The organism is Allobosea sp. P1_A7 (assembly GCF_056406775.1).
Genome location: NZ_JBFTZN010000001.1, coordinates 28,817 through 52,529 on the forward strand (window position 1 = coordinate 28,817; position 23,713 = coordinate 52,529).

Annotated in this window: 21 protein-coding genes and 1 pseudogene; 8 read left to right on the forward strand and 14 right to left on the reverse strand. The window is 65.4% G+C overall.

The window, feature by feature from the left end:
* Positions 1 to 77: 77 nt before the first annotated feature.
* From AC1D34_RS00135 to AC1D34_RS00150, 4 genes are all read left to right on the forward strand, one after another.
* Positions 78 to 1,223: an MlaE family lipid ABC transporter permease subunit gene (locus tag AC1D34_RS00135; RefSeq protein ID WP_476823175.1), complete on the forward strand. Its 1,146-nt coding sequence runs from the start codon at positions 78 to 80 to the stop codon at positions 1,221 to 1,223.
* Between the two features lie 16 nt (positions 1,224 to 1,239).
* Positions 1,240 to 2,094, forward strand: a complete 855-nt coding sequence (locus AC1D34_RS00140) for an ABC transporter ATP-binding protein (RefSeq protein WP_441489091.1) — start codon at positions 1,240 to 1,242, stop codon at positions 2,092 to 2,094.
* 116 nt (positions 2,095 to 2,210) lie between these two features.
* On the forward strand, positions 2,211 to 3,344 hold the full coding sequence (locus AC1D34_RS00145) for an MlaD family protein (protein ID WP_441489092.1): 1,134 nt from the start codon (positions 2,211 to 2,213) through the stop codon (positions 3,342 to 3,344).
* Positions 3,345 to 3,348: 4 nt separating this feature from the next.
* A complete protein-coding gene (locus AC1D34_RS00150; RefSeq protein ID WP_476823176.1) occupies positions 3,349 to 3,951 on the forward strand; it encodes an ABC-type transport auxiliary lipoprotein family protein in 603 nt (200 codons plus the stop codon).
* 203 nt (positions 3,952 to 4,154) lie between these two features.
* Here the strand turns inward: AC1D34_RS00150 and AC1D34_RS00155 are convergent, their stop codons facing one another.
* Positions 4,155 to 10,580, reverse strand: a complete 6,426-nt coding sequence (locus tag AC1D34_RS00155; RefSeq protein WP_476823177.1) for an apolipoprotein A-IV repeat region-like domain-containing protein — start codon at positions 10,578 to 10,580, stop codon at positions 4,155 to 4,157.
* 267 nt (positions 10,581 to 10,847) lie between these two features.
* On the opposite strand from AC1D34_RS00155, the gene AC1D34_RS00160 reads away from it, so the two are divergent.
* Positions 10,848 to 11,186 carry an Hpt domain-containing protein gene (locus tag AC1D34_RS00160; protein ID WP_441489095.1) on the forward strand — a complete coding sequence of 113 codons (339 nt, stop codon included), beginning with the start codon at positions 10,848 to 10,850 and terminating at the stop codon, positions 11,184 to 11,186.
* Between the two features lie 84 nt (positions 11,187 to 11,270).
* Entirely contained in the window at positions 11,271 to 11,591 is a 321-nt protein-coding gene (locus AC1D34_RS00165; RefSeq protein ID WP_476823178.1) for a 2Fe-2S iron-sulfur cluster-binding protein, read from the forward strand.
* Positions 11,592 to 11,612: 21 nt separating this feature from the next.
* Here the strand turns inward: AC1D34_RS00165 and AC1D34_RS00170 are convergent, their stop codons facing one another.
* Together AC1D34_RS00170 and AC1D34_RS00175 are read right to left on the reverse strand one after the other, a co-directional pair.
* Entirely contained in the window at positions 11,613 to 12,455 is an 843-nt protein-coding gene (locus AC1D34_RS00170) for an MFS transporter (RefSeq protein WP_476823179.1), read from the reverse strand.
* Positions 12,362 to 12,850 (reverse strand): hypothetical protein, encoded by a 489-nt coding sequence (locus tag AC1D34_RS00175; protein WP_476823180.1) that lies wholly within the window; start codon positions 12,848 to 12,850, stop codon positions 12,362 to 12,364. Before AC1D34_RS00175 ends, AC1D34_RS00170 begins: the two co-directional genes overlap by 94 nt.
* 207 nt (positions 12,851 to 13,057) lie before the next feature.
* Between AC1D34_RS00175 and AC1D34_RS00180 the strand changes: the two genes are divergently transcribed.
* Positions 13,058 to 13,486, forward strand: coding sequence for a universal stress protein (locus AC1D34_RS00180; protein ID WP_069877316.1), 429 nt, complete (start codon positions 13,058 to 13,060; stop codon positions 13,484 to 13,486).
* 20 nt (positions 13,487 to 13,506) lie between these two features.
* Here AC1D34_RS00180 and AC1D34_RS00185 read toward each other — a convergent pair whose 3' ends face one another.
* From AC1D34_RS00185 to AC1D34_RS00195, 3 genes and pseudogenes are all read right to left on the reverse strand, one after another.
* Entirely contained in the window at positions 13,507 to 14,103 is a 597-nt protein-coding gene (locus AC1D34_RS00185; protein WP_441489097.1) for a hypothetical protein, read from the reverse strand.
* A gap of 32 nt (positions 14,104 to 14,135) precedes the next feature.
* Positions 14,136 to 15,311 carry a vWA domain-containing protein gene (locus AC1D34_RS00190; protein WP_441489098.1) on the reverse strand — a complete coding sequence of 392 codons (1,176 nt, stop codon included), beginning with the start codon at positions 15,309 to 15,311 and terminating at the stop codon, positions 14,136 to 14,138.
* Between the two features lie 80 nt (positions 15,312 to 15,391).
* Positions 15,392 to 15,676, reverse strand: a pseudogene (locus AC1D34_RS00195) (HU family DNA-binding protein); the annotation flags it as partial.
* A 277-nt stretch (positions 15,677 to 15,953) separates the two neighbouring features.
* Between AC1D34_RS00195 and AC1D34_RS00200 the strand changes: the two are divergent.
* Entirely contained in the window at positions 15,954 to 17,195 is a 1,242-nt protein-coding gene (locus AC1D34_RS00200; protein WP_441489099.1) for a flavin-dependent oxidoreductase, read from the forward strand.
* A gap of 7 nt (positions 17,196 to 17,202) precedes the next feature.
* Here AC1D34_RS00200 and AC1D34_RS00205 read toward each other — a convergent pair whose 3' ends face one another.
* The 8 genes from AC1D34_RS00205 to AC1D34_RS00240 form a co-directional block, all read right to left on the reverse strand.
* A complete protein-coding gene (locus tag AC1D34_RS00205; RefSeq protein ID WP_441489100.1) occupies positions 17,203 to 17,568 on the reverse strand; it encodes a PilZ domain-containing protein in 366 nt (121 codons plus the stop codon).
* Between the two features lie 223 nt (positions 17,569 to 17,791).
* The gene (locus AC1D34_RS00210) at positions 17,792 to 18,127 is read right to left on the reverse strand and encodes a hypothetical protein (RefSeq protein ID WP_476823181.1); all 336 of its coding nucleotides are present in this window, start codon (positions 18,125 to 18,127) and stop codon (positions 17,792 to 17,794) included.
* 105 nt (positions 18,128 to 18,232) lie between these two features.
* Positions 18,233 to 18,691, reverse strand: a complete 459-nt coding sequence (locus tag AC1D34_RS00215) for a cupin domain-containing protein (RefSeq protein ID WP_069877310.1) — start codon at positions 18,689 to 18,691, stop codon at positions 18,233 to 18,235.
* Between the two features lie 14 nt (positions 18,692 to 18,705).
* Complete coding sequence (locus AC1D34_RS00220; RefSeq protein WP_441489102.1) at positions 18,706 to 19,404, reverse strand: ABC transporter ATP-binding protein; 699 nt, start codon at positions 19,402 to 19,404, stop codon at positions 18,706 to 18,708.
* A 2-nt stretch (positions 19,405 to 19,406) separates the two neighbouring features.
* Positions 19,407 to 20,156, reverse strand: a complete 750-nt coding sequence (locus tag AC1D34_RS00225) for an ABC transporter ATP-binding protein (protein ID WP_441489103.1) — start codon at positions 20,154 to 20,156, stop codon at positions 19,407 to 19,409.
* Positions 20,149 to 21,144, reverse strand: a complete 996-nt coding sequence (locus tag AC1D34_RS00230) for a branched-chain amino acid ABC transporter permease (protein WP_441489104.1) — start codon at positions 21,142 to 21,144, stop codon at positions 20,149 to 20,151. The genes AC1D34_RS00225 and AC1D34_RS00230 overlap by 8 nt, the downstream gene beginning before the upstream one ends.
* Positions 21,141 to 22,067 carry a branched-chain amino acid ABC transporter permease gene (locus AC1D34_RS00235; RefSeq protein ID WP_069882119.1) on the reverse strand — a complete coding sequence of 309 codons (927 nt, stop codon included), beginning with the start codon at positions 22,065 to 22,067 and terminating at the stop codon, positions 21,141 to 21,143. The genes AC1D34_RS00230 and AC1D34_RS00235 overlap by 4 nt, the downstream gene beginning before the upstream one ends.
* A 351-nt stretch (positions 22,068 to 22,418) precedes the next feature.
* Positions 22,419 to 23,588: an ABC transporter substrate-binding protein gene (locus AC1D34_RS00240; RefSeq protein WP_113515589.1), complete on the reverse strand. Its 1,170-nt coding sequence runs from the start codon at positions 23,586 to 23,588 to the stop codon at positions 22,419 to 22,421.
* Positions 23,589 to 23,713 lie beyond the last annotated feature (125 nt).

Consider the following 23,713-nt stretch of genomic DNA (forward strand, 5'->3'; position numbering starts at 1 on the left):
TAGGGCCTGACCTGGCATTAGGGTGCCATGCGCGGACGGAGGTCCGATGAGGCCGATCGAGGGACATCAGGGAGACCATGGCGAGCCTCGACACCGCCGAACCCCAGGCCGTCTTTCACGACGATGCAGGTAGGCTCGCCATCGAGCTGACCGGCTCCTGGAGCGCCGAGCGCGCGCCGCGCATTGAGGAATTGATCGCTGAAATGGGCGAACGCATCGCCTCGGTGTCGCGCGCGACCCTCGATCTCTCCGCGATCATCCGGCTCGATACGCTCGGCGCCTATGTTCTCAACCGGCTGAAGAACCAGCGCGAGGCCGCCGGGGGCTCGGTCGAACTCGTCAGCCGGAGGCCGGAGCACGCGGTGCTGCTGGCCGAGGTCAATATCCACGACTGCTCCGTCCCGCCGACGGTCCATCATTTCGGCATTGTCAGCGTGCTGGTGAATATCGGCGAGGCCATGGTCCGCTTCGGGCGCGACATGGTCGGCGGAGCGATGTTCCTCGGCGAGGTGGTGGTCGGCTCCGTCAGCGTCATGTTCGGTCCGCGCAAGTTCAGGGGACCGCCGCTCGTCAATCAGATCGAGCTGATCGCCTTCAATGGCGCGCCGATCATCATGCTGATCTCGTTTCTGGTCGGCTGCATCGTCGCCCAGCAGGGCATATTCCAGCTGCAGCAGTTCGGCGCTTCGGCCTTCGTCGTCAATTTGACGGGCATCCTGATTCTGCGCGAGCTCGGGGTACTGCTCACCTCGATCATGATTGCCGGCCGTTCAGGCTCGGCCTTCACCGCCGAGATCGGCTCGATGAAGATGCGCGAGGAAATCGATGCCCTGCGGGTGATGGGGCTCGACCCGATCGAGGTCCTCGTCGTTCCGCGCATCCTGGCGTTGATCATCTCGCTGCCGATCCTCACCTTCATCTCTTCCATGGCCGGCTTGGCGGGGGCGGCGCTGGTGAGTTGGCTCTATGGTGGCATCGGCATCGATACCTTCCTGGCGCGCCTCCAATCGGTGATCACCTGGAAGCATTTCGCCGTCGGGCTGATCAAGGCTCCTTTCATGGCCTTCGTCATCGGTCTGATCGCCTCGATCGAAGGTCTCGCCGTCCAGGGCTCGGCCGAGTCGCTCGGCCGTCAGGTCACGGCCTCGGTGGTGAAGGCGATCTTCATGGTCATCCTGGTGGACGGGCTTTTCGCCATGTTCTTTGCATCCATCCAGTTTTGAGGGCGGTGGGCCGGGCATGAGCGCAAACTGGGGCCAGTCGGCGGGATATCCGCCGTCGCATGACGCGGCCGAACCGTCCGGGAGCAACCAGGACGCGCCGGAGCCTGTCATCAAGGTGCGCAATCTCAAGGTCGCCTTCGGGGACAAGGTGATCATGGACGGCCTCGATCTCGACGTCATGCGCGGCGAGATCCTCGGTTTCGTCGGTGGTTCCGGCACGGGAAAATCCGTCCTCACCCGCACGATCCTCGGGCTCGTGCGCAAGCAGCGCGGCACGATCGAGGTCTTCGGCGAGAATGTCGACGATCTCGAAGGGCCTGCGCGACGCACCCTTGAACAGCGCTTTGGCGTCATGTTCCAGCACGGCGCTCTCTTCTCGGCTCTCAGCGTCAAGCAGAACATCCAGGTGCCGATGCGGGAATACCTGAAGCTGTCGCCCGCGCTGCTCGACGAGATGGCGATGCTCAAGCTCGAGATGGTCGGTCTCAGGCCCGATGCGGCGGACAAGGCGCCTTCCGAGCTTTCGGGCGGCATGATCAAGCGCGCCGCGCTCGCGCGGGCGCTGGCGCTCGATCCCGAGATCGTCTTCCTGGACGAGCCGACCTCGGGCCTCGATCCGATCGGCGCTGCCGAATTCGACCAACTGATCATGACGCTGAAGGAAACGCTCGGCCTCACCGTCTTCATGGTGACGCATGATCTCGACAGCCTGTATTCGGCCTGCGACCGGATCGCTGCGCTGGCGGACAAACGCGTCATCGCGGTCGGGCCGATCGCGACGATGCTGGCCTCCGATCACCCCTGGCTGAAGGCGTATTTTGGAGGCGAACGGGCCCAGGCTCGCCTCCCTGCCGACCAGAGAAGGTCGTGAGGCGCGTTCGATAAGCGACCAGGGCCGCGAAACCCGGCCTCGATTGACGCGTTGGAGGAGAATGTTGCCCGAAAGCTGCTTCGCCCCTTGAAGAATCCTGCTCTAACGTTGCGCTAATGGAATCGCGCGCGAACTACGCACTGGTCGGTCTCTTCACGCTCGCGGTCCTCGCGGCGATGTTCGGCTTCGTCTACTGGTTCAACAGTGGCCTGGCGGGCCGCCGGCAGGATGTCCGGATCGTCTTCAGCGGCACCGTCACCGGACTGGGGCGCGGTTCCAGCGTGCTTTTCAATGGCCTGCGTGTTGGCGAGGTCACCCGCATCGAACTGCTGCCGGACGATCCTCGCCGGATTTACGCCGTCGTTCAGGTCGACAATACCACGCCGCTCAGGGTGGACACCCGGGCCCGGATCGAGGCTCAGGGCCTCGCGGGCGTCGTCGCCGTGCAGTTGCTGGGTGGTGACCCGGATTCCCCTGTGTTGAAGCCTCAGCCTGGCCAGAGCCTGCCGACGATCATTGCCGAACGGTCCGAGTTCCAGGACATTCTGGAGACGGTACGCACGATCGCCAAGCGGGCCGACGAGGTGCTCGGCGGCATCGAGGGGCTCGTCAAGGACAATGCCGGCTCGATCGGCAACACGGTCAGGAATGTCGAGAAATTCTCCGCCGCACTCGGCAACAATTCCGACGGCATCGACAAGCTGATGAGCAGCTTCGGCCAGATCGCCGATACGATCGCCCCGCTTTCGCAGAAACTCGGCAGCCTGAGCGATGAACTGACCGAGGTTGTGAAGTCCGTCGACCAGCGCAAGGTCGCCAACATCGTCGCCAATGTCGACAAGTTCACCGCCGCACTGGGCGACAACAGCGAGGATGTCGGCAAGGTGGTGAAGGATGTCGCCTCGATCAGCGAGAAGCTCAACAAGGCGGCTGATCAGGTCGAGGGCGTGCTCAAGGCCGCGCAGGGGTTCCTGAATTCCGGGGACGGGCAGGGGGCGCTGGCCGAGGTCGGCAATGCTGCGCGCTCGATCCGCACCCTTGCCGAGAACCTCGACAAGCGCACTGCGGAGATCACGACCGGGATCAACCGCTTTACCGGGCCGGGCTTGCGCGACATCGAGAACCTCGCAGCCGAAGGCCGTCGGACGCTGACGGATTTCAACCGGGCGCTGCGCAATATCGAGCGCAATCCGCAACAGTTCATCTTTGGCGGCCGTCCGCCGCTTCCCCAGTATAGCGGATCGCGCTAGTCAGATGCCGATGTCGTCCCGCCTTGCGCCAGAACCTGGCTTCACGCCGATCGCCGCTCTCGTCCTGGCCGTCTCGCTCACGCTGAGCGGCTGCAGCGGCGGCGCGACGCCCACCACCTACGATCTGTCTGCACCGCGCGATTTCGGCCGGGTCGGAGGAGCGCGCGCAGCCCTCGTCATCAACGAGCCGACGACGGTCCAGACCCTCGATTCCGATCGCATGATTGTCCGGGACTCTGCCGGCGCGCTGTCGTTCCTCGGCGGCACGCAATGGGCCGACCGGGTTCCGAAGCTGGTGCAGATACGGTTGCTCCAGACTTTCGAGAACGGCAGTCGCATCGCGTCGGTTTCGCTGCCGGGTGAACGGATCGTTCCCGATTTCCAGCTCAACACGGATATCCGCAGCTTCAATATCGATGCTGCGACGAACTCCGCCGTCGTCGAGATCACCGCGAAGCTGGTCGGGGACCGGACCGGGCACATCCAGCGCGCCAAACTGTTCTCGGCCAGGGTGCCCGTCGGTGCCGTCGACGGTGCCGCCGCCGCCCACGCGCTCGACCAGGCGCTGTCGAAGGTGCTGATCGATATCGTCCGCTGGGCTGCTTAGATCACGCAGTGTTTGGACGAAATCGTGCAAACACAGAAAACGTGATCGACTCTCATAGTTGAGAGCGTTGCTCGATGCGAAAAGCCGTTGCCACTCTTTCGCAGCATGATCTAGGCGAAAGCGACATCGAGTTCGCAAGACTTCAATGAAAACGGCCGCCCGATTGGGCGGCCGTTTTGCATTTCGGGGTGGTGGAGGGGCGCTTACTCGAAGCGCCCGCTCGCATGGGCCAGCATGGTGTAGACCTTGCCGGTCTCGGAGGTGAGGTAGGTCTTCGCCACCATCGAGTCACGGTCGTCCTTGGCCGCCTCGCCGAGCAGGCGCTCGAACTCGTCGATGTAGCGGTCGACCGTCTCCTTGAACTCCGCATCGCGGCGGTACTTCCGCCGGATCTCGTCGAAGGTCTGCTGACCCTGCAGGGTGTAGAGCCGGCGCGTGAAGACGTTGCGCTCGCCGCGCTTGTAGCGGTCCCAGAGCTCGACGGCCGCATCGTGGTCGATCATCCGGGCGATATCGACCGAGAGCGAATCGAGCTTCTCGATCGAGTGCGCAGTCGGCTTGCTCGGCTCCGCCTGCCGGTCCTCACGCGAGGCGCGGTTCAGCAGATCGGACAGCCAGCCGGACTTGGCCGGGGGCTGTTCCGGTGTGGCCTGACGGCGCGAAGCGTCCGGTGCGGGCGTCGGGCGAGCCGGGGCTGCCTTCGTATCGGCGCGCGGTTCCGGCTTGGAAGCCTCGGCTGTCGCATCGATCGAGGGCCGCAGCGGTTCGGCCAGGGTCGTCACGCGTGCCTGCGTGACGGAGGCGGAATAGGCCGGGGCTGCCGGCATGACCGCAGCCGGACGGCGAGCCGGGGCTTCGGCAGGGCCGGCATTGCGGCCGGCGCGCGTCGCGATTTCGGTCAGCTCGTTGAGCGCCTTGATCTGCTCAGCAACCACACGGCGCATCTCAGCCGTCGATTCCTGCGTCTCCTTCGGCAGGTCGAGGACGCCGCGCTTCAGTTCGGAGCGTGTCGCCTCGAGCTCGCGCTGGATCTCGCTGGAGATCTTGCGCATGTCCTCGGCGGCGCCCTGGAAGCGTTCCGTGACCTTGGACAGCTCGTTGCCGAGTTCTCCGCTGACCTGCTCATAGGCCGAGCGCAGAGCGTGCGCAGTGCGTTCGCGCTCCTTGCCCGTGGTGGCACGGATCATCTCGAACTGCTGCATGATCGCGCCGGTCGTGGCTTCGGCCGACTCTGTCAGCACGCCGCCGATCTGGCGCGCGCGTGCTTCGGCGCTGCTCAGCGACTCGTCGATCAAGGCCGCGAAGGAGCGCGTGATCGTTTCGATGTCGTCGGTCTTGCCCGAGATCAGGCCATGCACTTCCTCGAGCGTGTCCTTGCGATCGGTGAGAGCCTTGCCGACACGCGCCTCGACCTGCTCGAGCCGCGAGGCAACAGCGTGCAGCGCAGCCGTGCTTGCCTGGGTAACCTCGGAGAGCGAGGTGCCCTGGCCGTCGAGCTGGCCGACAAGCGCAGCGGTCTGGCGCAAGGTGCCTTCCGAGAAGGCCTTGAGCTCCTCGACCTGGGCCGCGACCTGTTCCGTCGCCCCCTTGGTCTCGTCCATGACGGTGGCGAGCACTGCCTGCAGGTCGCTGACGCGTTCCGACAGGCCGGCCTCGATCGCGCCGAGGTTCTTGTTCGCGCCGTTGACGATCTGCTGCATCAGCTTGTTGGCTTCGCCCAGGCGGCCAAGCATGCCGCCGAGCTCGCCGCGAAGCTGCTCGTTGGTGCTGACCAGGGCTTCGACCGACTGGCGCGTTCCGACCTCGAGCGTGTCCCGCAGCCCCGCCGACGAGGTGTCGAGCGCAGCCGTGATCTCGGTGCCGCGTTCGCGCAGGCCGGCGAGGATCGAAGAGCCGCGGCTCTCGATGGCGCTGACCACGGTTTCGCCGACCGACGCGACCTCGTTGGCGATGGCCTCGCCGCGCAGGCCGAGCGCCGCAACCATGCCGCCGCCCTTGTCGTCGAACAGGGCGCGCAGTTCGTCGGCGCGGGCCCCGAGCGAGACCGAGATCTCCTCGGACTTGTTGTGCAGCGTGTCGGCGATCTGCTGGCCGCGCGTGTCGAGCGTCCCGGAGACGGAGTCGAGACGGTTGACCACGCGCTCCTCGAAGCGCGCGACGCTCTGGTCGAGCGTATCGGCGATCTGCAACGCCCGCCCGCCAAGGGTGGCGTTGATGGTATCGGCCTTCTCGCTGAGCGTACGCGTGAGCGACTCGCTCTTCGAGGTGACGACATCCCCGATCTCGTCTGCCTTTGCCGCCAGGGCTCGGGTGACCTCCCGGCCGCCCTCGGCAAGCACGCGGGCGATGTCGACAGTGCGTTCGACCAGCGCCTCGTTGAGCGCGGTGGCCCGCGAGCCGAGATTGCCGTCGATGCGGGCAATGAGCCCGTCGAGGGAGGTGGCGATCTCGGCGCTCTTGGCGCCGGAGCGCTCCTCGAACACCTTGATCTGCTCTTCCATGGCCGTCGCCGCTTCCTGGGTTCGGGCGGCGAGAATATCGGCGGCCTCTGCCGCACGGGTGCCAATGCGGGCGGCCTGGGCCTGGCCGTCGCCGGTCAGCAAGCGCTCGGCCTCGTTCAGGCGCGCGGCCACGGATTCTGTGAATTCGCGCGTGTCCGTGCTGAGCTTGGTTGCAAGGGCTCCGCCCTGACGGACCACGATGTCTTCGAAGGCGTCGAGGCGGATGCCGAGCGCGGCTTCAACTTCGCGACCCTGCGTGTCGAACAGGCTCGTGAACGCGGCAAGGCGTTCGCCAAGGCCGCTCTCGATGTCGCGGCCCTGTGTGTCGAACAGCTGGGTGAAGGCCGCGAGGCGTTCGTCGAGGCCGCTTGCGATGCCGTGACCATGCGTGTCGAACAGCTGGGTGAAGGCCGTGAGGCGTTCGTCGAGGCTGCTCGCGACGCCGTGACCATGGCTGTCGAACAGCTGGGTGAAGGCCGCGAGGCGTTCGTCGAGGCCGCTGGCGATGCCGTGCCCCTTGGTATCGAACAGCTGGGTGAAGGCGGCGAGGCGCTGGTCGAGGCCACTCGCGATGCCGTGGCCCCTGGTATCGAACAGCTGGTTGAAGGCGGCGAGGCGCTGGTCGAGACCGCTGGCGATGCCTTGGCCCTTGTTGTCGAACAGCTGGTTGAACGCTTCGAGGCGTTCGTCGAGGCCGCCGGCGATGCCTTGGCCCTTGCTGTCGAACAGCTGGTTGAACGCTTCGAGGCGTTCGTCGAGGCCGCTGGCGATACCGTGGCCCTTGCTGTCGAACAGCTGGTTGAACGCTTCGAGGCGTTCGTCGAGGCCATTCGCGATGCCGTGACCCTGCGTGTCGAACAGATGAGTGAAGGCAGCAAGGCGCTCGTTGAGGCCCGTCTCGATGCCACGGCCCTGCGTGTCGAACAGCTGGGTGAAGGCGGCGAGGCGTTCGTTGAGGCTGGTCTCGATGCCACGACCCTGCGTTTCAAACAGCTGGGTGAAGGCGACGAGACGCTCGCTGAGATTGGTCTCGATGCCGCGGCCCTGCGAGTCGAACAGATGCGTGAGTGCGGCGAGGCGCTCGTTGAGGCCGTGCTCGATGACGCGCCCTTGCGAGTCGAAGAGCTGGGACAGGGAGACAAGCCGCTCGTTGAGCGTGGCCTCGATACCCCGACCCTGGGTCTCGAACAGCTCGGAGAAGGCAGCGAGGCGCGCAGCCAGGGTGCCGTCGATCTGGCGGCCCTGCGTATCGAAGAGCTGGTTCAGCGCGTCGTGGCGGCTTGCCAGAGTCTCGTTCAGCGCCTGGGCACGGTTCTCGACCGAGCGCAGCATCGACTCGGCATTGGCGGCCAGGGCCTCGTTGACACGTCCGCCCTGCTGGGTCAGCGCCAGCACGATTTCCCTGCCGGTGTCGGCAAGAAGCGTGCGCGCGTCTTCTGCATGCACGGTGAAGGTGGCGCGCAACCCCTGTGTCGCTTCGCTGACAGTTTCGGCGACATGGCGGCCATCGACATTGATGGTCTCGGTGAGGCTGCGAGTGGCGTCGGTCATGCGCCGTGCCAGATCCTCGCTCTGCTCGCCGAGCAGGGTGTGAACCTCGCGGCCGGTGCTGACGAGATCGCGGATCATCGTCTCGCGCTGCTCGCCGAGCAGGGCGCCGACCTCCTGGCTGGTTTCGCCGAGGCGGGCGATGAAGCCGGCCTGCTGCTGCTCCAGTGCGGAGCGGGCGCTCTCGACGCTTTCCGTCACGCGGGTCGCAAGCGCATCGCCTTGTTCGCCGAGCTTGAGGTGGAGGTTCTCTCCGGTCTCGGCAAGCTGGGTGATCAGTGCACCACCGCGTTCGGCGAGCAGGTTGTGCACGGAGCGGCCGACATCGGCGACCCGCGTGACCAGCGCCTGGCTCTGGCCGCTGAGCAGATCCTGCATGTCGAGGCCGGCCTGCGAGACCTTCACCGTCATGCCGCCGGTCTGCTCTTCGAGCAGGGCGCTGACCTTGGTGCCGGTCTCGGACAGGCTGGTGATGAGAGAGCTGCGCTGTTCGCTGATCAGGCTGTGGACTTCCTGCCCGGCAAGGCCGAGGCGCGCGACCAGGTTGTCGCCTTCCTGACCGATCAGGTTCTGGACATCCTTGCCGCTGCGGCCGAGGCGGGCGACGAGCGCATCGCCCTGCTCGTTCAGGAGCTTGTGCACGTCCTCGCCGGTCTGGCCGAGGCGGGCGGCCAGCGTTTCGCCATGGCGGTCGAGCAGGGATTCGACATCCTTCCCGGCGCCGGAGACGCGGCTGGTGAGCTTCTCGGCCTGCTGATCGAGCAGGGTATGCACGATCTCGCCGGTCTCGGAGAGGCGGGTCACGAGGCTGCCGCCCTGCTCGGTGAAGAGCCCATGCAGGCTGGTGCCGACATCGGTGATCCGGGTCGTCAGTTCGTCGCCCTGGCGGCCGACCGTATCCCCCAGCGATTTGCTCGCCTCGTCGAAACGCAGCACGATGGCGTCGCCGCGTTCGCGCAGCACGTCCTCGACGGTGCGGGCCGTCTCGGTGAGGCGGCTGACCAGCGTCTCGCCCTGGCTGTCGATCAGCCCGTGCACGTTGTTGCCGACTTCAAGCAGGCGCGAAGCCATGCTCTCATGCTGCCGGCTGAGCAGGCTGTGGACGCCGCGGCCGACCTCGGCGAGGCGCGTGGTGACGCTTTCGCCTTCGCTCGAGAGCGAACTGCGCAGGGTCTCTCCGGTCTCCGCGATACGCTGGGTCAGCGTCTCGCTCTGGCCCTCGATCAGGCCGACCAGCGTGCGGCCGCTCTGCTCGAAGCGCTCGGCGACGGTGGTGCCCCGCTCCGAGATCTCCTGGGCCAGGCTTTCGCCCGTCTGCCTCAGGGTCTCGTTGACGGTCTCGACCCGCGCCGTCAGCGTCTCGACGACCTGCGAGCCGGTCTCGCTGATCGCCTTGGTGACGTCGCGGGCGCCCGAGGTTAGGCCCTCTGTCAGAACCTGGCCGGTACGCTCCAGCGAGGAGGCAATTTCCTGAGCGCGCCCGTCGAGCATCGTCGACAGGTTGTCGCTGGCGCCGGACAGCCGCTCGCTGACCTCGCCTGAAGTGATCTGCAGGCGTTCGACCAGTTCGTGGCTGCGGCCGCTGATCTCGTCGATCATGCGCTCACCGGCGCGGCCGAGCGCGACCGTGATCTGGTCGCCCTTCTCGCCGAGCGAGCCGGTGACGCGGTCGCCGGCCTGAGAGACGGCTTCGGCAATGCTGCGGCCGGCGCTTTCCAGATCCTTGGAGAGGGACTCATGTGCGCCGCTGATCGCGAATTTCACGCGCTCGGCATTGCCCACAACGGATTCCCGCTGGGTGACGAGCTCGTCGATAAGCGCGCGCAACCGGATTTCGTTATCCGCATAGGCGCGCTCGAGCGTGGCGATCTCGCCGCGCACGATCGTTTCCAGTTCGCCGGCGCGTGCGACGGCGCGCTCGATGCCGTCGCCCATGGCGGCGACTTCGCGACGGATCGTCTGGCTTAACGAGAGAACGGAATCGGCGCCGACCACTTCCGGCTCGGCCAGGCGCAACGCGACCTCCGTCATCGCTCGCGAGACGAGGCGCATCTCCTGGGTGCGGCGGTACAGTGCTGCGAGCACGAAGAAGAAGACGATGGGGGTGCCGATCGCCAATGCGAGCATGGCCCATTCGCCAGGGCCGAAGCCGGCGAGGCCTTCCGGCACGCCGCCGCTGAACGACCCGAAGCGGCCGACGAGCACGAAGGCGACGCCGGCGAGCCAGAGCAGCGAGGCAAAGCCCGCGAACCAGGAGGGGCGGCGCGAGGGGCGGACCGAGAAGGCCTGGACGAGGGAACTGGAATCGCGGCGGTCGTCATTGGCGACGCGGCTGGTATCGGGCGCGATCGCCGGGCGTGGGGCCGCTGCCTGCGGTGCGGGGGCGGGTTCCGGCGGCCTGGGCGCGGGCTCGACGCGAGGCAGGTCGAGCTTGAGATCGCCTTCAGTGGCCGAAGGCAGCTTCGGTTCGGATGGGTGGGGCTCCGCACCGAGGGGCTTCGACTGGTCGAGCCGCAGGGCCTCCTCGATCGCGGACATCGCCGCTTCTGTCGGGTCCTGGAGCTTGTTCTGTCGGGTCATGATTGCCGCCTCGCAACGCTACTTCGATGGGTCGACATCGCCGCGACCCTCGCGCTGCCGGGCGCCGCCTCTGGCGACCGACATCAGGAGGGACAATGCGCCCATCATTTACCAGTTGGAAGGGTAGTGGAGGCTCTATGCGATTGGAACCCATTTGAGGCCCCGATTCACAAACGTCGTTAACGCCTCGTTCACCATGTTGGCGCTTGTTTGAGCATGGGAGCCGCCAAGTCGGCTCGTACAAAATGCGTGTTTCCGAGTGCTCCAATGCCCCAAAAAGCCATTGATCTTGCTCACCTCGCCCGCCAGACCGGCGGCGATCACGACCTCGAGCGCGAGCTGCTGACGCTCTTCGCGCAGCAATGCATCAGCCATTTGCGGACGATCCATTCCGGCAGCGACATCAAGGCCAGAATGGACGCGGCGCACACCCTGAAGGGAGCGGCCAGCGCGATCGGAGCCTGGTCGGTTGCCGAAGCCGCCGATGCCATGGAACGCCAACTGGCTGGCGATGATCCGGCGCGCAGGGACAATGCGATGGATGCCCTGGCCCTGGCCGCGGCCGAGGCACGCGCTGCGATTTCCACGATCGATTGCGCCGCCTGAGGGGCGGTCAGGCGGTCAACGCTCTTTCCACAATGCCTGGAAATGCTCTAAGCGGTGCCGGCGTTGGCCCCGCCGGAGTTTATGATGCCGAAGATCACTTTCATCGATGCCCAGGGAGAAAGCCGTACCGTTGAGGCCGAGACCGGCTCGACGGTCATGGAAACGGCCGTGCGCAACGGGATTCCCGGCATTGAAGCCGAATGCGGCGGTGCCTGTGCCTGCGCGACCTGCCACGTCTATGTCGACTATGCCTGGGCCGAGAAGACCGGCCATGCCGAGTCCATGGAAGAGGATATGCTCGACTTTGCGTTCGACGTGCGCCCGACCTCGCGGCTCTCGTGCCAGATCAGGGTTCGCGACGAACTCGACGGTCTCGTCGTGCGCACGCCGGCCCGTCAGGGCTGAGCAGTCGGGCCTAGGGCGGTCCTACTCGGCCGCAGCCGGCACGACTGACGCCAGCATTGTCTCGCGCCCGGGCACGGGATGCCGCGGGACCAGAAAAGCCAGCGTCAGCGAGACGGTGGCGACCGCCGCGCCGATGTAGAAGACGATCGCAGGGTCGCGGATCCAGAGCAGTCCGAAGGTCACGGGCAGGAAGACTGCGGCGATGTGGTTGATCGTGAAGGCCACTGCAGAGGTCGGGGCGATATCGGCCGGGTCCGCGATCTTCTGGAAATAGGTCCTTTGCGCCAGGACGAGCGTGAAGAAGACCCCGTCGACGATGAAGAGTGCCCCGGCGACGAAGACGCCCCAGCCGGCGAAATGCCCGTGGCTTGCCAGCGCATAGCCGACGAAGACGGCGATCAGAGAGATGTTCTCGAGCTGGATCGTCGCACGTTCGCCGACACGCCCGACGAGATGGCCGAGCATCGGCCCCACGAAGGTGTTGATGCCGTAGGTCGCAAGCAGAAGCGTAGCCGTCGCTGCGACATCGTAGCCGAAACGCTCGACCAGCAGGAAGCCGCCAAAGGCCATGAAGATCTGCCGGCGCGCGCCCGACATGAAGGTCAGGGCATAATAGAGCCAGTAGCGCTTGCGCAGGACGAAGCCCTTGTTCTGCGGCACGGCACCCTGGAAGCGTGGAAACAGCAGCCAGGTGGCGCCGGTCAGGCAGATGGTGAGCAGGCCCGCCACCACAAAGATGATCGTGTAACCCGGCTGGAACAGCCGCCAGATCAGCGCGATCGAGCCGAAGGCAAGCAGCTGTGCGGCGGCCGAGGCGCCTGCGATCTTGCCGAGAAGCCTTGGGGCCTCCGCCTTGGGCAGCAATTGCAGCTGCAGGGATTGCTGCCGGTCTCGTAGTAATGGAAGCCGAGCGACATGATCGTGGTGGTGATCAGGAGCCCGCCGAGACTGGGATAGAAGCCGGTGATCGCAACCCCGAAGCCGAGCGTGAGCAGGCTGAGATAGGCGAGGATCTGCTCCCGCATGAACCAGAACAGGATGATCGCCGTGAAGGCGAGGAAGCCTGGAATCTCGCGGACGGATTGCAGGATGCCGATATCCTGCCCGGTGAAGCCGGCGGCTTCCTTGGCGAAATTGTTGAGCAGCGCGCTCCAGCTTGCAAAGCCGAGCCAGTTGACGAAGGCCAGCACCATCAGGAAGGCGGCAGGCGAGTGCAGCAGCCCGCGTGGCGGGCGTGAGGCGGGCTGGGCGTCGGTCACATCGGATTACCGGACAGGAGGAACGGGCATCGGCGCCGCCACGGACTTCACAAGACTGCTTCCGTGCGGCGATACTCTTAGGCGAGGCCCGGGCTGCGTCAATTCCGCCCTGTCATGGCGACCATGCGGAACGCTGCGCGTGCCTGGATGTGGTATCGTAGGGCGGCGGCTGCGGAATCTGGCGATGCCGAAAATCGGGGGGATGCGATGTACAGATCGATTCTGGTTCCCGTTGATCTTGCCGAGGTTGACTTCGCGGCGCTCGCCATTAACGCGGCGGTGTCCTTCGCCGAAGCGTCAGGCGGAACCATAAGGCTGGTCTATGTCCGGTCGCTCGTGCCGATCACCTACATGGAGTTCGTGCCGGCTGATTTCGACACCGAACAACAGAGCGAGGCGGAGGCCAAGCTCGCCGATATCGCGGCGGGCATTCCGTTGCCGCCGGATCGTGTTTCCGCAAAGGTGCTGGTCGGCTCGATCCATGGAGAGGTGCTGGCGGAAGCTGATGCGAGCGGCGCCGATCTGATCGTGATCGGCTCACATGAGCCCGGCATGCTCGCCTATGTCATCGGCTCCAATGCATCGGCCATCGTGCGCCGCGCGAAGTGCTCGGTGCTGGTCGTGCGCAGCGGCTGAGGCGGCCGGAAAGCGGCCTGTCAGCCTGCCGAGGCGCGCGGCACCAGGTCGTCCGGTACTTCGCCTGTCTGCAGCTCGCGGGGGCGGTTGAGCTTGACCATCGGCCCGACCTGCCAGAGCGAGGCGAGGGCAAGCAGGATACCCAGCCATCCCGCCGAGCTGGAGCCCTGCAGGAAGGCGCGCAGCGTGAACATGATCAACATGAGCAGGGACAGGCCGCTGACCACGGTCAGCAGCAGCCAGTTCCAGTTCGGCTTGCCGGCGAGAAAACGGGCGCGCGGATTGGCCCTGACGATTGCGGCCGACAGCGCTTCGACAAAGGCACGATAGCCGGCATCGTCACGCTCCATGTCGGTGAGCGAGCGCCAGGACAGGTTGCCGAAGGTGATGCTCTTGCCGTCGCTCAGCCTGAGCTGCGTCTTGAATCCCTTCGAGGAGATATTGCTCGGCGCATAGACGAAGCGAACCTGCTCGACCGCCGAGAGCCTGACCTGATCGACCTTGCGTGTGCTGTCGATCTCGAGCGTATCGCCCTTCAGGCGGTACGTGATTTCGAAGCCGACCGGCTTGGGACGCTGGCGCCAGGACGGCGGGAGCGCATCATCGTCATCTTGCATGGCGGCAGCCATAGCGGCTCCCCGCGGACTTGTCAGCGGCCCAGTACCTTCATGGCGCCGTCCAGCCCGTCCAGTGTCAGCGGAAACATGCGCCCGCCCATCAGCCCGCCGATCTGACGGATCGACTGGGTATAGCTCCAGAGGTGCTGCTGGACCGGGTTGAGCCAGACCGATTTCGGGAAATGACCGGCCAGGCGCTGCATCCAGACCTCGCCCGCTTCCTCGTTCCAGTGCTCGACCGAGCCCCCGGGCATTGCAACCTCATAGGGACTCATCGAGGCGTCGCCGACGAAGACGATGCGATAGTCGGCCGAATAGGTCCGCAGGATGTCCCATGTCGATATGACCTGATCGTGCCGGCGCCTGTTCTCGCGCCAGACCCGTTCGTAGGGGCAGTTGTGAAAGTAGAAATGCTCGAAATGCTTGAACTCGGCCCGCGCCGCCGAGAACAGCTCCTCCGCCAGTTCGATATGCCAGTCCATCGAGCCGCCCACATCGAGGAATAGCAGCACCTTGACCGCGTTGCGGCGCTCGGGCCGCAACTGCACGTCGAGATAGCCGTGCTTTGCCGTTTCCGAGATGGTGTTGTCGAGGTCGAGTTCTTCAGCCGCTCCCGTGCGGGCAAAGCGGCGCAGCCGCCGCAATGCGACGCGCAGGTTGCGCACGCCGAGTTCGCGCGTGTCGTCGAAATCCTTGAACTCGCGCTTGTCCCAGACCTTGATCGCCCGGAAGTTGCGGTTGCTGTCCTGGCCGATGCGGACGCCCTCGGGATTATAGCCATAGGCGCCATAGGGCGAGGTTCCTGCAGTGCCGATCCATTTCGAACCGCCCTGATGCCGGCCCTGCTGCTCGGCGAGCCGCTGCTTCAGCGTCTCCCAGAGCTTGTCCCAGCCCATTGCCGCGATCTCGCGCTTTTCATCGTCGGTCAGGAATTTCTCGGCGAGCTTGCGCAGCCATTCCTCGGGAATGCCGGCCTGTTCGATCGCCTGCTGCAGGGTCTCCATGCCCTTGAATACCTGGGCGAAGACCTGATCGAATTTGTCGAGATGGCGCTCGTCCTTCACCAGGCAGGTGCGAGCGAGATAATAGAATTCGTCGACGCGGTGCTCGGCGAGATCGGCTTCCACGCCTTCGAGCAAGGCCAGGTACTCCCGCAGCGTGACGGGAACCTTGGCGGCGCGCAGATCGGTGAACAGACGGAGGAACATCGCCCCACTGTGCGGATGGCCGCGGCGGGGTCAAGCAGCACCGGCCCGAAGGCCAGGTGCTGCTTTAAAATATGATCGGCTTACGCCACCGCGTCGGCGAGGTCCTTGGTGACCTTGAACTTGACGACGGTCTTGGCGGGAACCTGGATCATGGCGCCGGTCGAGGGGTTGCGGGCCTCGCGGGCTTCGCGCTTGGCCGCCGACAGCTTGCCGACGCCGCCGAGCGTAACATCGTCGCCGGACTTCAGCGTCTTGGCGACGACGGCTGCGAGCGAGCCGAGGATGGCGGACACGTCGGTCTTGGTCTTGCCGGTTTCGTCGGCAATGGCGGCGATCAGTTCGTTCTTGGTCATGAAACTCTCCTGAAGAACGGTGTTGCTTAGTCGTCGCTGGGGAGGACGCTAATTCCTGCTGCCGTCGCGAATCGCGCGACGACTGGATGTCCGCCCTATGCGAAACTGCCACTTGGCACGGTTGACGTCCAAAAACACGGCATTGGGGCTAGATACGCACAGCATTTCGCTTCGTTCCCGCCTCTGGAGTGCAAAAAATCAGCGGGGCGGCCACCAGGACAGGGGTCATTGACAAATCTTACCCTGTTATTTCAAGTTTAAAATAATGAATACTGATGCGGGGGGACGCATGAAGGTTGTTATCGTCGGAGGCGGAATCGGCGGCCTGACGCTCGCATTGATGCTGCACGCGCGCGGCATCGCCGCCACCGTCTACGAGCAGTCGAGTGATATCCGCGAGGTCGGCGTCGGCATCAACACCTTGCCGCATGCGATCGGCGAACTGGACGAGCTCGGCCTGCTGCCGGCGCTTGATGCCGTCGCGATCCGGACGCGCGAACTCATCTACATGAACCGCTTTGGCCAGACCGTCTGGCGCGAGCCGCGTGGCCTCCATGCGGGGGCGCCGGTGCCGCAGTTCTCGATCCATCGCGGCCGCCTGCAGGGGGTGATCTGCGCGGCTGTGCGCGAGCGCCTGGGGGAGGGCGCTCTGCGAACCGGGCGCCGGCTGCAGGGTTTCGTCCAGGACGAGGGCGGAGTGACAGCCCATTTTACCGATGCGCGGCGCGGCGAGGCCGGCGAGACGGCGCGTGCCGACGTGCTGATCGCGGCCGATGGCATCCACTCCAGCGTGCGCGGACATTATTTCCCCAACCAGGGGGCGCCGCGCTGGAATGGCGTGCAGATGTGGCGCGGGGCTTGTGACTGGCCGGCCTTCCTCGACGGCGAGAGCATGATCATCGCCGGCGGCATGGCCGGAAAACTGGTGCTGTATCCGATCGCCGTGGGCAGCAAGCCCGGCACGCGGCTGACCAACTGGGTCGTCAATATCCGGACGGGGGATCCGGCGAAGCCACCTCCGAAGGAGGCCTGGTCGAAACCGGGCAGGCTTGAGGATGTGCTGCCCTATGCCCGCCGCTTCTCGATTCCCGGCGTCGACATCCTTGCGCTGATCCAGGCCTCGCCCGGATTTTGGGATTACCCGATGTGCGACCGCGATCCGCTGCCGCGCTGGACCCATGGCCGCGTCACGCTGCTCGGCGATGCCGCTCATCCGATGTACCCGGTCGGCTCGAACGGGGCCTCGCAGGCGATCCTTGATGCGCGCGCGCTTGCCGATGCGCTGGTCCGCAGCGAGCATCCGCGTCAGGCGCTGGCGGCCTATGAGGCTGTGCGCCTGCCGGCAACGGCGCAGGTCGTGGCCTTGAACCGGGTTGGCGGCCCCGAACGTGTGATCGATGCCGTCGAGGCGCTCGCGCCGAATGGTTTCGACGATGTCGAACGGGTCATGAGTTACGCAAGGCGTGAGGCCATCGTGAAATCCTATGCCGGCAAGGCCGGCTTTGCGCCGGAGCAGCTGACCCGGCGCTGAGGGGCGATCAGCCGGCTTCGGTCAGTTGCTGAATGCGCGCCTTCAGCTGCGCATTGCTCTGCTCGCATTGCTTCAAGCGCCGGGCGTGGTCGAGAGGCACGATTTCGGCGGTTGAGGCAGGCCGCCCGTCCAGGGCGATCCCGACGCGCTCGCCATCGCGCCACCGAAAGCGTGCGCCGTAGACGTGTCGCTTATGCTCGATCTCAAGCTCGAATGCTGCCGGCAAGGCAACGGCATCGGAGATGAGCACCATGGCGCCAACGTCCGAAAGGTTGCGCACCACGCAGTCGAGCGTGGATTGGCGGTTGTTGAAGACGATGCGCGCGCCCAGCAGGGTGCGCTGCCGTGGAACTTCACGGCGTTCGGTCGTCATGATGCCGCCCCCTCCAAACTTCCGCCGCAGGCATTCTGCCTACCGCTACGTAAGAGGGACAATTGCCACTTTAGCGCGAGTCGCGCAGCCTTAACCTTGCATTAACCTTAACGGCTGTTCAGCAGATTCCTCTGGGCACGGCTCGGCACGCGTTGTCCTTCCAGCACGCTGCATGTCGGATCGTGGCGGATGCTCGAACGCGGAGGGCAGGGGGCCGCGAAAATCAATCGTCGTCATCGTCGTCTTCGCGATAGCGGCGATATCCCCGGTAGCGCGGATAGTCGTCATCATCGTCAAGCCGACGGCGCCCGAAGCGATAGTCCTCGCCATAGGGGCCAAGCCGCCCACGCGGGCGGCTGCTCGGATAGCAGCCGCGATAGTCGCAGGTGCTTTCGGTGTAGACGCCGCTGCGCGGATTGATGCAGCGGAATTCATTGCAGCGCATCTGGGCCCGCGTGAGCGGCAGGCCCGTTTCGCCAGGCGCCGGGAGCGGCATCGCTGCCGCGTTGCCCGCCGCGAACGCGGCGAGCAAGCCAAGGGAAAGCGTCGCCTTCCTCATGTTTCATCCTCCATCATTGCTCGGCAGACTAGTGCCGGCAGATGAACGCAGGATGCACGGGCGCGGTTTCCGCGCGGGCCGGTTTCTTCCCCGCCGCGGGGTTTGTCACGCCCCGTCTGGAGGCGGCGGCAGGAAGTCGATCTCGTATTTGGCGGCGAGCGCGACGACCTCCGCGGGGTTCTGCTCCGGCATCGAATGGATCGCCCAGAACAGGTCGTAGAGCCGGCCGGTGGGGGCGACCCAGAACAGGCATTTGGCCGGGCTGTCGCTCTTGTTGAAGATGCCGTGCGGAACGTTGCGCGGCAGGCGGATCAGGTCGCCGGGCAAGGCATGCGCTTCCTCTCCGTCGAGAACGAGGTCAAGCCGGCCTTCGAGCAGATAGATGAACTCGTCCTGCGTCGGGTGGACATGCGGCGGCACGAAGGTCCCGGGCGGGAAGGTCGCATGCCAGGAGAAACTATCCTCGCTCAGCGTCTTCGGGACATAGGTCTGGCCGAGAATATTCCATGAGATGGCATCGATGCCCTGATTGGCCCTCGTCACGCCGGCTGTCAGTGGCTTCATCGGTCTCTCCTTCTCTAAAGATGCAGAAAGCGATCTTTCACAGCACTGTCGCTGCGCAAGTCGTCGCTCGATCCGCGCCAGACGACGCGGCCCTTTTCCAGGACGATATGCCGGTCGGCGATCCTGGCCAGCGCATCGACATTCTTGTCGATGACCAGGATCGATTCGCCATCAGCCTTCAGCGCGGCAAGGCAGGACCAGATCTCCTGGCGGATGATCGGCGCCAGCCCTTCCGTCGCCTCGTCGAGAATGACCAGCTTGGGGTTGGTCATCAGGGCCCGGCCGATCGCCAGCATCTGCTGCTCGCCGCCGGAAAGCTGGTTGCCGCGATTGGTTCGCCTCTCCTTGAGGCGCGGCAGGAACGTGTAGATGCGCTCGACATCCCAGCGCGGCTTGCCGAAGCGGCTGGCTGCCGTGGCGATCAGATTTTCTTCCACGCTGAGCGTCGGAAAGATCTGGCGGCCTTCAGGCACCAGCCCGATTCCGGCCTGCGCGATCCGGAAGGGTGGAGCGCCGGTCAGGTCGCGGCCGGAGACGCTGATGCGGCCGGCCTTCGCCGGAATCAGGCCCATGATGGCGCGGATCGTCGTGGTCTTGCCCATGCCGTTGCGGCCGAGCAAGGTCACCACCTCGCCCTCGGCGATCGCGAGATCAACGCCGAACAGGATCTGCGCTTCGCCATAGCCGGCATCCAGAGCTTCGACGACGAGCATGCCTAGCCCTCCTCGCCGAGATAGGCTTCGCGCACGGTCGGGTCGGCACGGACGGCGGCCGGTTCACCAGAGGCGATGACCCGGCCATAGACCAGCACGCTGACCCTGTCCGCGAGCGCGAACACCGCCTCCATGTCGTGTTCGACCAGCAGCATGGCGTAGCGACCCTTGAGGCTCTTCAGCAGCGCGATCAGGCGTGCGCCTTCCTCGTGCCCGACACCGGCCAGCGGCTCGTCGAGCAGAATCGCGGCGGGCTCGAGGGTCAGTGCCATCGCAATCTCGAGCGCGCGTTTCTCGCCATGCGAGAGCCGGCCGGCCGGCACATGGGCGCGCTCGCCGAGACCGACCGCTTCGATTGCCGCCCAGGCGGGACCGTTCAGGCGCTCGTCGCGGGCGGCGTTGCGGAACAGCGCCAGCGGATGCGTCGCCCGCGCCTGCACGCTGAGAGCCACATTCTCCAGCACCGAGAGCGAAGCGATGGTCGAGGTGATCTGGAAGGTGCGCGCGAGCCCGGCGCGCGCGCGCTTCTCCGGCGATAGTCCGGTGATGTCGGCGCCGCGAAAGCGAATGCTGCCGGCATCCGGGCGCAGCATGCCGGAGATCTGGTGCACGAGCGTGGTCTTGCCGGCGCCGTTCGGGCCGATCAGGGCATGCAATTCGCCGGGAGCGACGGAGAAGCTGACGCCATCGGTCACCTTCAGCGCACCGAAGGACTTGCGAACGCCATCGAGGGCGAGGACGGGCTCAGCCATCGCTGCGTCCCCGTATCCTTGCGAGGATGCCGACGATGCCGCCGCGTGTGAACAGCACGAAGAGAACGATGAGAGGCCCGAAGATCGCCTTCCAGTGTTCGGTGATCCCGGCGAGCACATCCTCGGCGAAGAGAAAGGCAAGCGCGCCGATGATCGCGCCATGCAGGGAGCCGACACCGCCGAGCACGACCATGAAGATCAGTTCGCCCGAGCGCTGCCAGGACATGAAGGCGGGGCTGACGAATTCCGTCTGGTTGGCGAGGAAGAAGCCGGACAGGCCCGCGATCATGCCGCTGATGACATAGGCGATCAGGCGCACGCGTCCGACATCGTAGCCGGTCACGGTCACGCGCGTCGCGTTCTCGCGCGCCGCGCGCAGCACGCGGCCGAAGCGGGAGGCGACGATGATGCGGACCAGCCCGTAGCAGCCGATGAGTGCGCCCAGCACGATGTAGAAGAAGCCGGTCCGGCTTGCCGCGATGTCGAGGCCGGCGATCGTGCTGCGGGCATAGAGCGTCAGGCCATCGTCGCCGCCATAGGCCGAGAGCGCCTGCGCCAGGAAGAACACCATTTGCCCGAAGGCCAGCGTGATCATGATGAAGGCGACGCCGCGCGTGCGCAGCGAGACCGCGCCCGTGACCGCCGCGAAGATGGCGCAAACGACGAGGAGCACGGGCAGGATCAGCAGGGTCTCGGTGCGACCCTCGGTGATCATGATGCCGGTCACATAGGCGCCGATGCCGATGAAGGCGGCATGCCCGAAGGAGACCAGCCCGCCGACACCGAGGATGAGGTCGAGCGACAGGGCCGCGATCGCGAAGATCATCGCCCGCGTCAGCAATGACAGCCAATGCGCTGGGACGCCGAGCGAGACGGCGACCGGGGCAAGCGCGAGCGCCGCGAAGAGCACCAGCGCCAGGACGGAGCGCGATCTCGGCCGGGATGGGATGGACCCGGCTGCGCCGGCGATGGTGGGCGCCGCGCTCATGTCCGGCCCTTGGCGGGCAACAGGCCTTCGGGACGCACGAACAGGACGATGGCCATCACCAGGTAGATCAGCATCGAGGAGAGAGCGGCTCCCGTCGCACGGGCCGAGGGGGCGCTCATGAACAGGCGCAGCAGGTCATTCATGAAGGAGCGCCCGAGCGTGTCGACCAGTCCGACGATCAGCGCACCGACGAAGGCGCCGCGGATCGAGCCGATGCCGCCAACGACGATGACGACGAAGGCGAGGATCAGCACCGTGTCGCCCATGCCGGGCTCGACCGAGAGGATCGGCGCCGCCATCGCGCCGGCAAATCCGGCCAGCATGGTTCCGAAGGCGAAGACGACCATGAAGAGCTTGCGGATATCGACACCGAGTGCCGACACCATTGGCGCGTTCGAGGCCCCGGCCCGCAACAGCATGCCGGTACGCGTCCGCTCGACGATGAACCAGAGCAATCCGCCGACCGCGAGCCCGGCGCCGATCAGGGCGAAGCGATAGGTCGGATAGAGAATGCCGTCCATCAAGCGCACAGAGCCCGAGAGGAATTCCGGGACCGGGACGGAGAGAGGCGCCGCACCCCAGACGATCTTGACGCCCTGGTTCAGGAGCAGGATGAGCCCGAAGGTCGCGAGAACCTGGTCGAGATGGTCGCGTTCATAGAGATGGCGGAAGACCAGGAATTCGAGGGCTAGCCCGATGACGAGCGCAGCCGCCAGGGCGAGCAGCAGCCCCAGCACGAAGCTTCCGGTCAGCCCGACGAAGGTCACGGCGAGATAGGCCCCCAGCATGTACTGCACGCCATGGGCCAGGTTGATGAAATCCATGACGCCGAAGACCAGCGTCAGCCCCGCTGCCACCAGGAACAGCAGGATGCCGAGCTGCAACCCGTTCAGGATCTGGACGATGAGGAGACTGGTGGTCATCAGCTCGATATTCGTTGGCCGGCGCGGGGCGCCCCTTGATCACGCTGCGTTTGGACAAAGTCGTCCAACGCAGAAAACGCGATCGATTCTCATAATTTAGAGCATGCCGAATGCGAAAACCGTCGCAACTTTTCGCAGCATGCTAGGCGGGCGCAGCGAGACGCAAGTCAGGCACGGGCGGGCGTCCGTCCCCGGAAAAGGCAGGGGCGGCGGCGAGGGTGAGGATGTCGCCAAGGGGAGCTGATGTCCTGCTCCGATGACAGGCGGCTGCTCTCCGGCACCCTGCCATCATCCAAGCTCTTCTCTCCTCCCAGAGAGACGAAGGGACATGAGCTCCCCCGGGCAGTCTCCTCACTTCAGCGCGCAATCCTTCGCATGCGGGTCGGCATAGTCCGAGAACACCTTCTGCGCGATCTCGGTCTGGAACTTGCCGTCGGCGCGCTTGGCGACCTTGACCAGATAGAAGTCCTGGATCGGGTAGCCATTGCTGTTGAACTTGAAGTTGCCGCGCAGGGACTTGAAGTCGGCCTTCCGGATCGCGGCCCGCAGCTTGTCCTTGTCGGCCGTGCCGCCGGCACCCTTGACCGCGGAGTCGATCAGCAGGGCGGCATCGTAAGCCTGCATGGCGTAGGAGCCAGGGACGATCTTGTAGGCAGCCTCGTAATCCGCGACGAACTTCTTGTTCTGCGGATTGTCCATATTGGGGGCCCAGGTCATGCCGCCGAAGAGGCCGACCGCAGCGTCCTGCTGTGCGGGCAGGGTCGACTCATCGACCGTGAAGGCGGAGAGGAACGGGATCTTGCCCTGCAGGCCGGCCTGCGACCACTGCTTGACCAGATTGACGCCGAGGCCGCCCGGCATGAAGGCAAAGACGACGTCGGGCTTGGCCGAGGCGATCTTGGCGAGCTCTGCCGAGAAATCGAGCTGGTTCAACGGGACATAGACCTCGTCGACGACCTCGCCCTTGAAGTAGTTCTTGAAGCCGGCGAGCGAGTCCTTACCCGCCTGGTAGTTCGGCGCCATGATGTAGGCGCGCTTGAAGCCCTGGTCCTGAGCGTATTTGCCGAGCACCTCGTGGACCTGGTCGTTCTGGTACGAGGTCACGAAGAAGTTCTGGTGGCAGGCCTTGCCTGCAAGCGTCGAAGGGCCGGCATTCGGGCTGATCAGCACCGCGCCGGAGTCCAGAACCGGCTTGGCGATGGCGCCGAGAATGTTCGAGAAGACCGGTCCGACGACGAAATCGACCTTGCCGCCCTCGACGAAGCCGCGAACCTTGCCGACCGCGACATCGGGCTTGAGCTCGTCATCGATCACCGTGATCTGCACCGGCCGTCCGCCGAGCTTGCCGCCCATCTGGTCGACTGCGAGCTGGAAGCCGTCGCGCAATTGCTGGCCAAGGGCCGCCTGCGGGCCGGAAAGAACGCTGACGACGCCGATCTTGATCGGCTCCTGGGCCTGTGCGCCGGCAACACCCAGCGCGACGAGCGCCGTGCCGATAGACAATGCGAGTTTGAGCTTCATGTCCGATGTCCTCCCGGGACCTGCAAGGAGCCTACTGGCCGGCGGAGATCCCCATCCCCTTCCGGCTCGTATGTTCCTCATTTTGTTTCAAGCTTAAAATATCTGCAAGAGGCTTTGATGCTGAA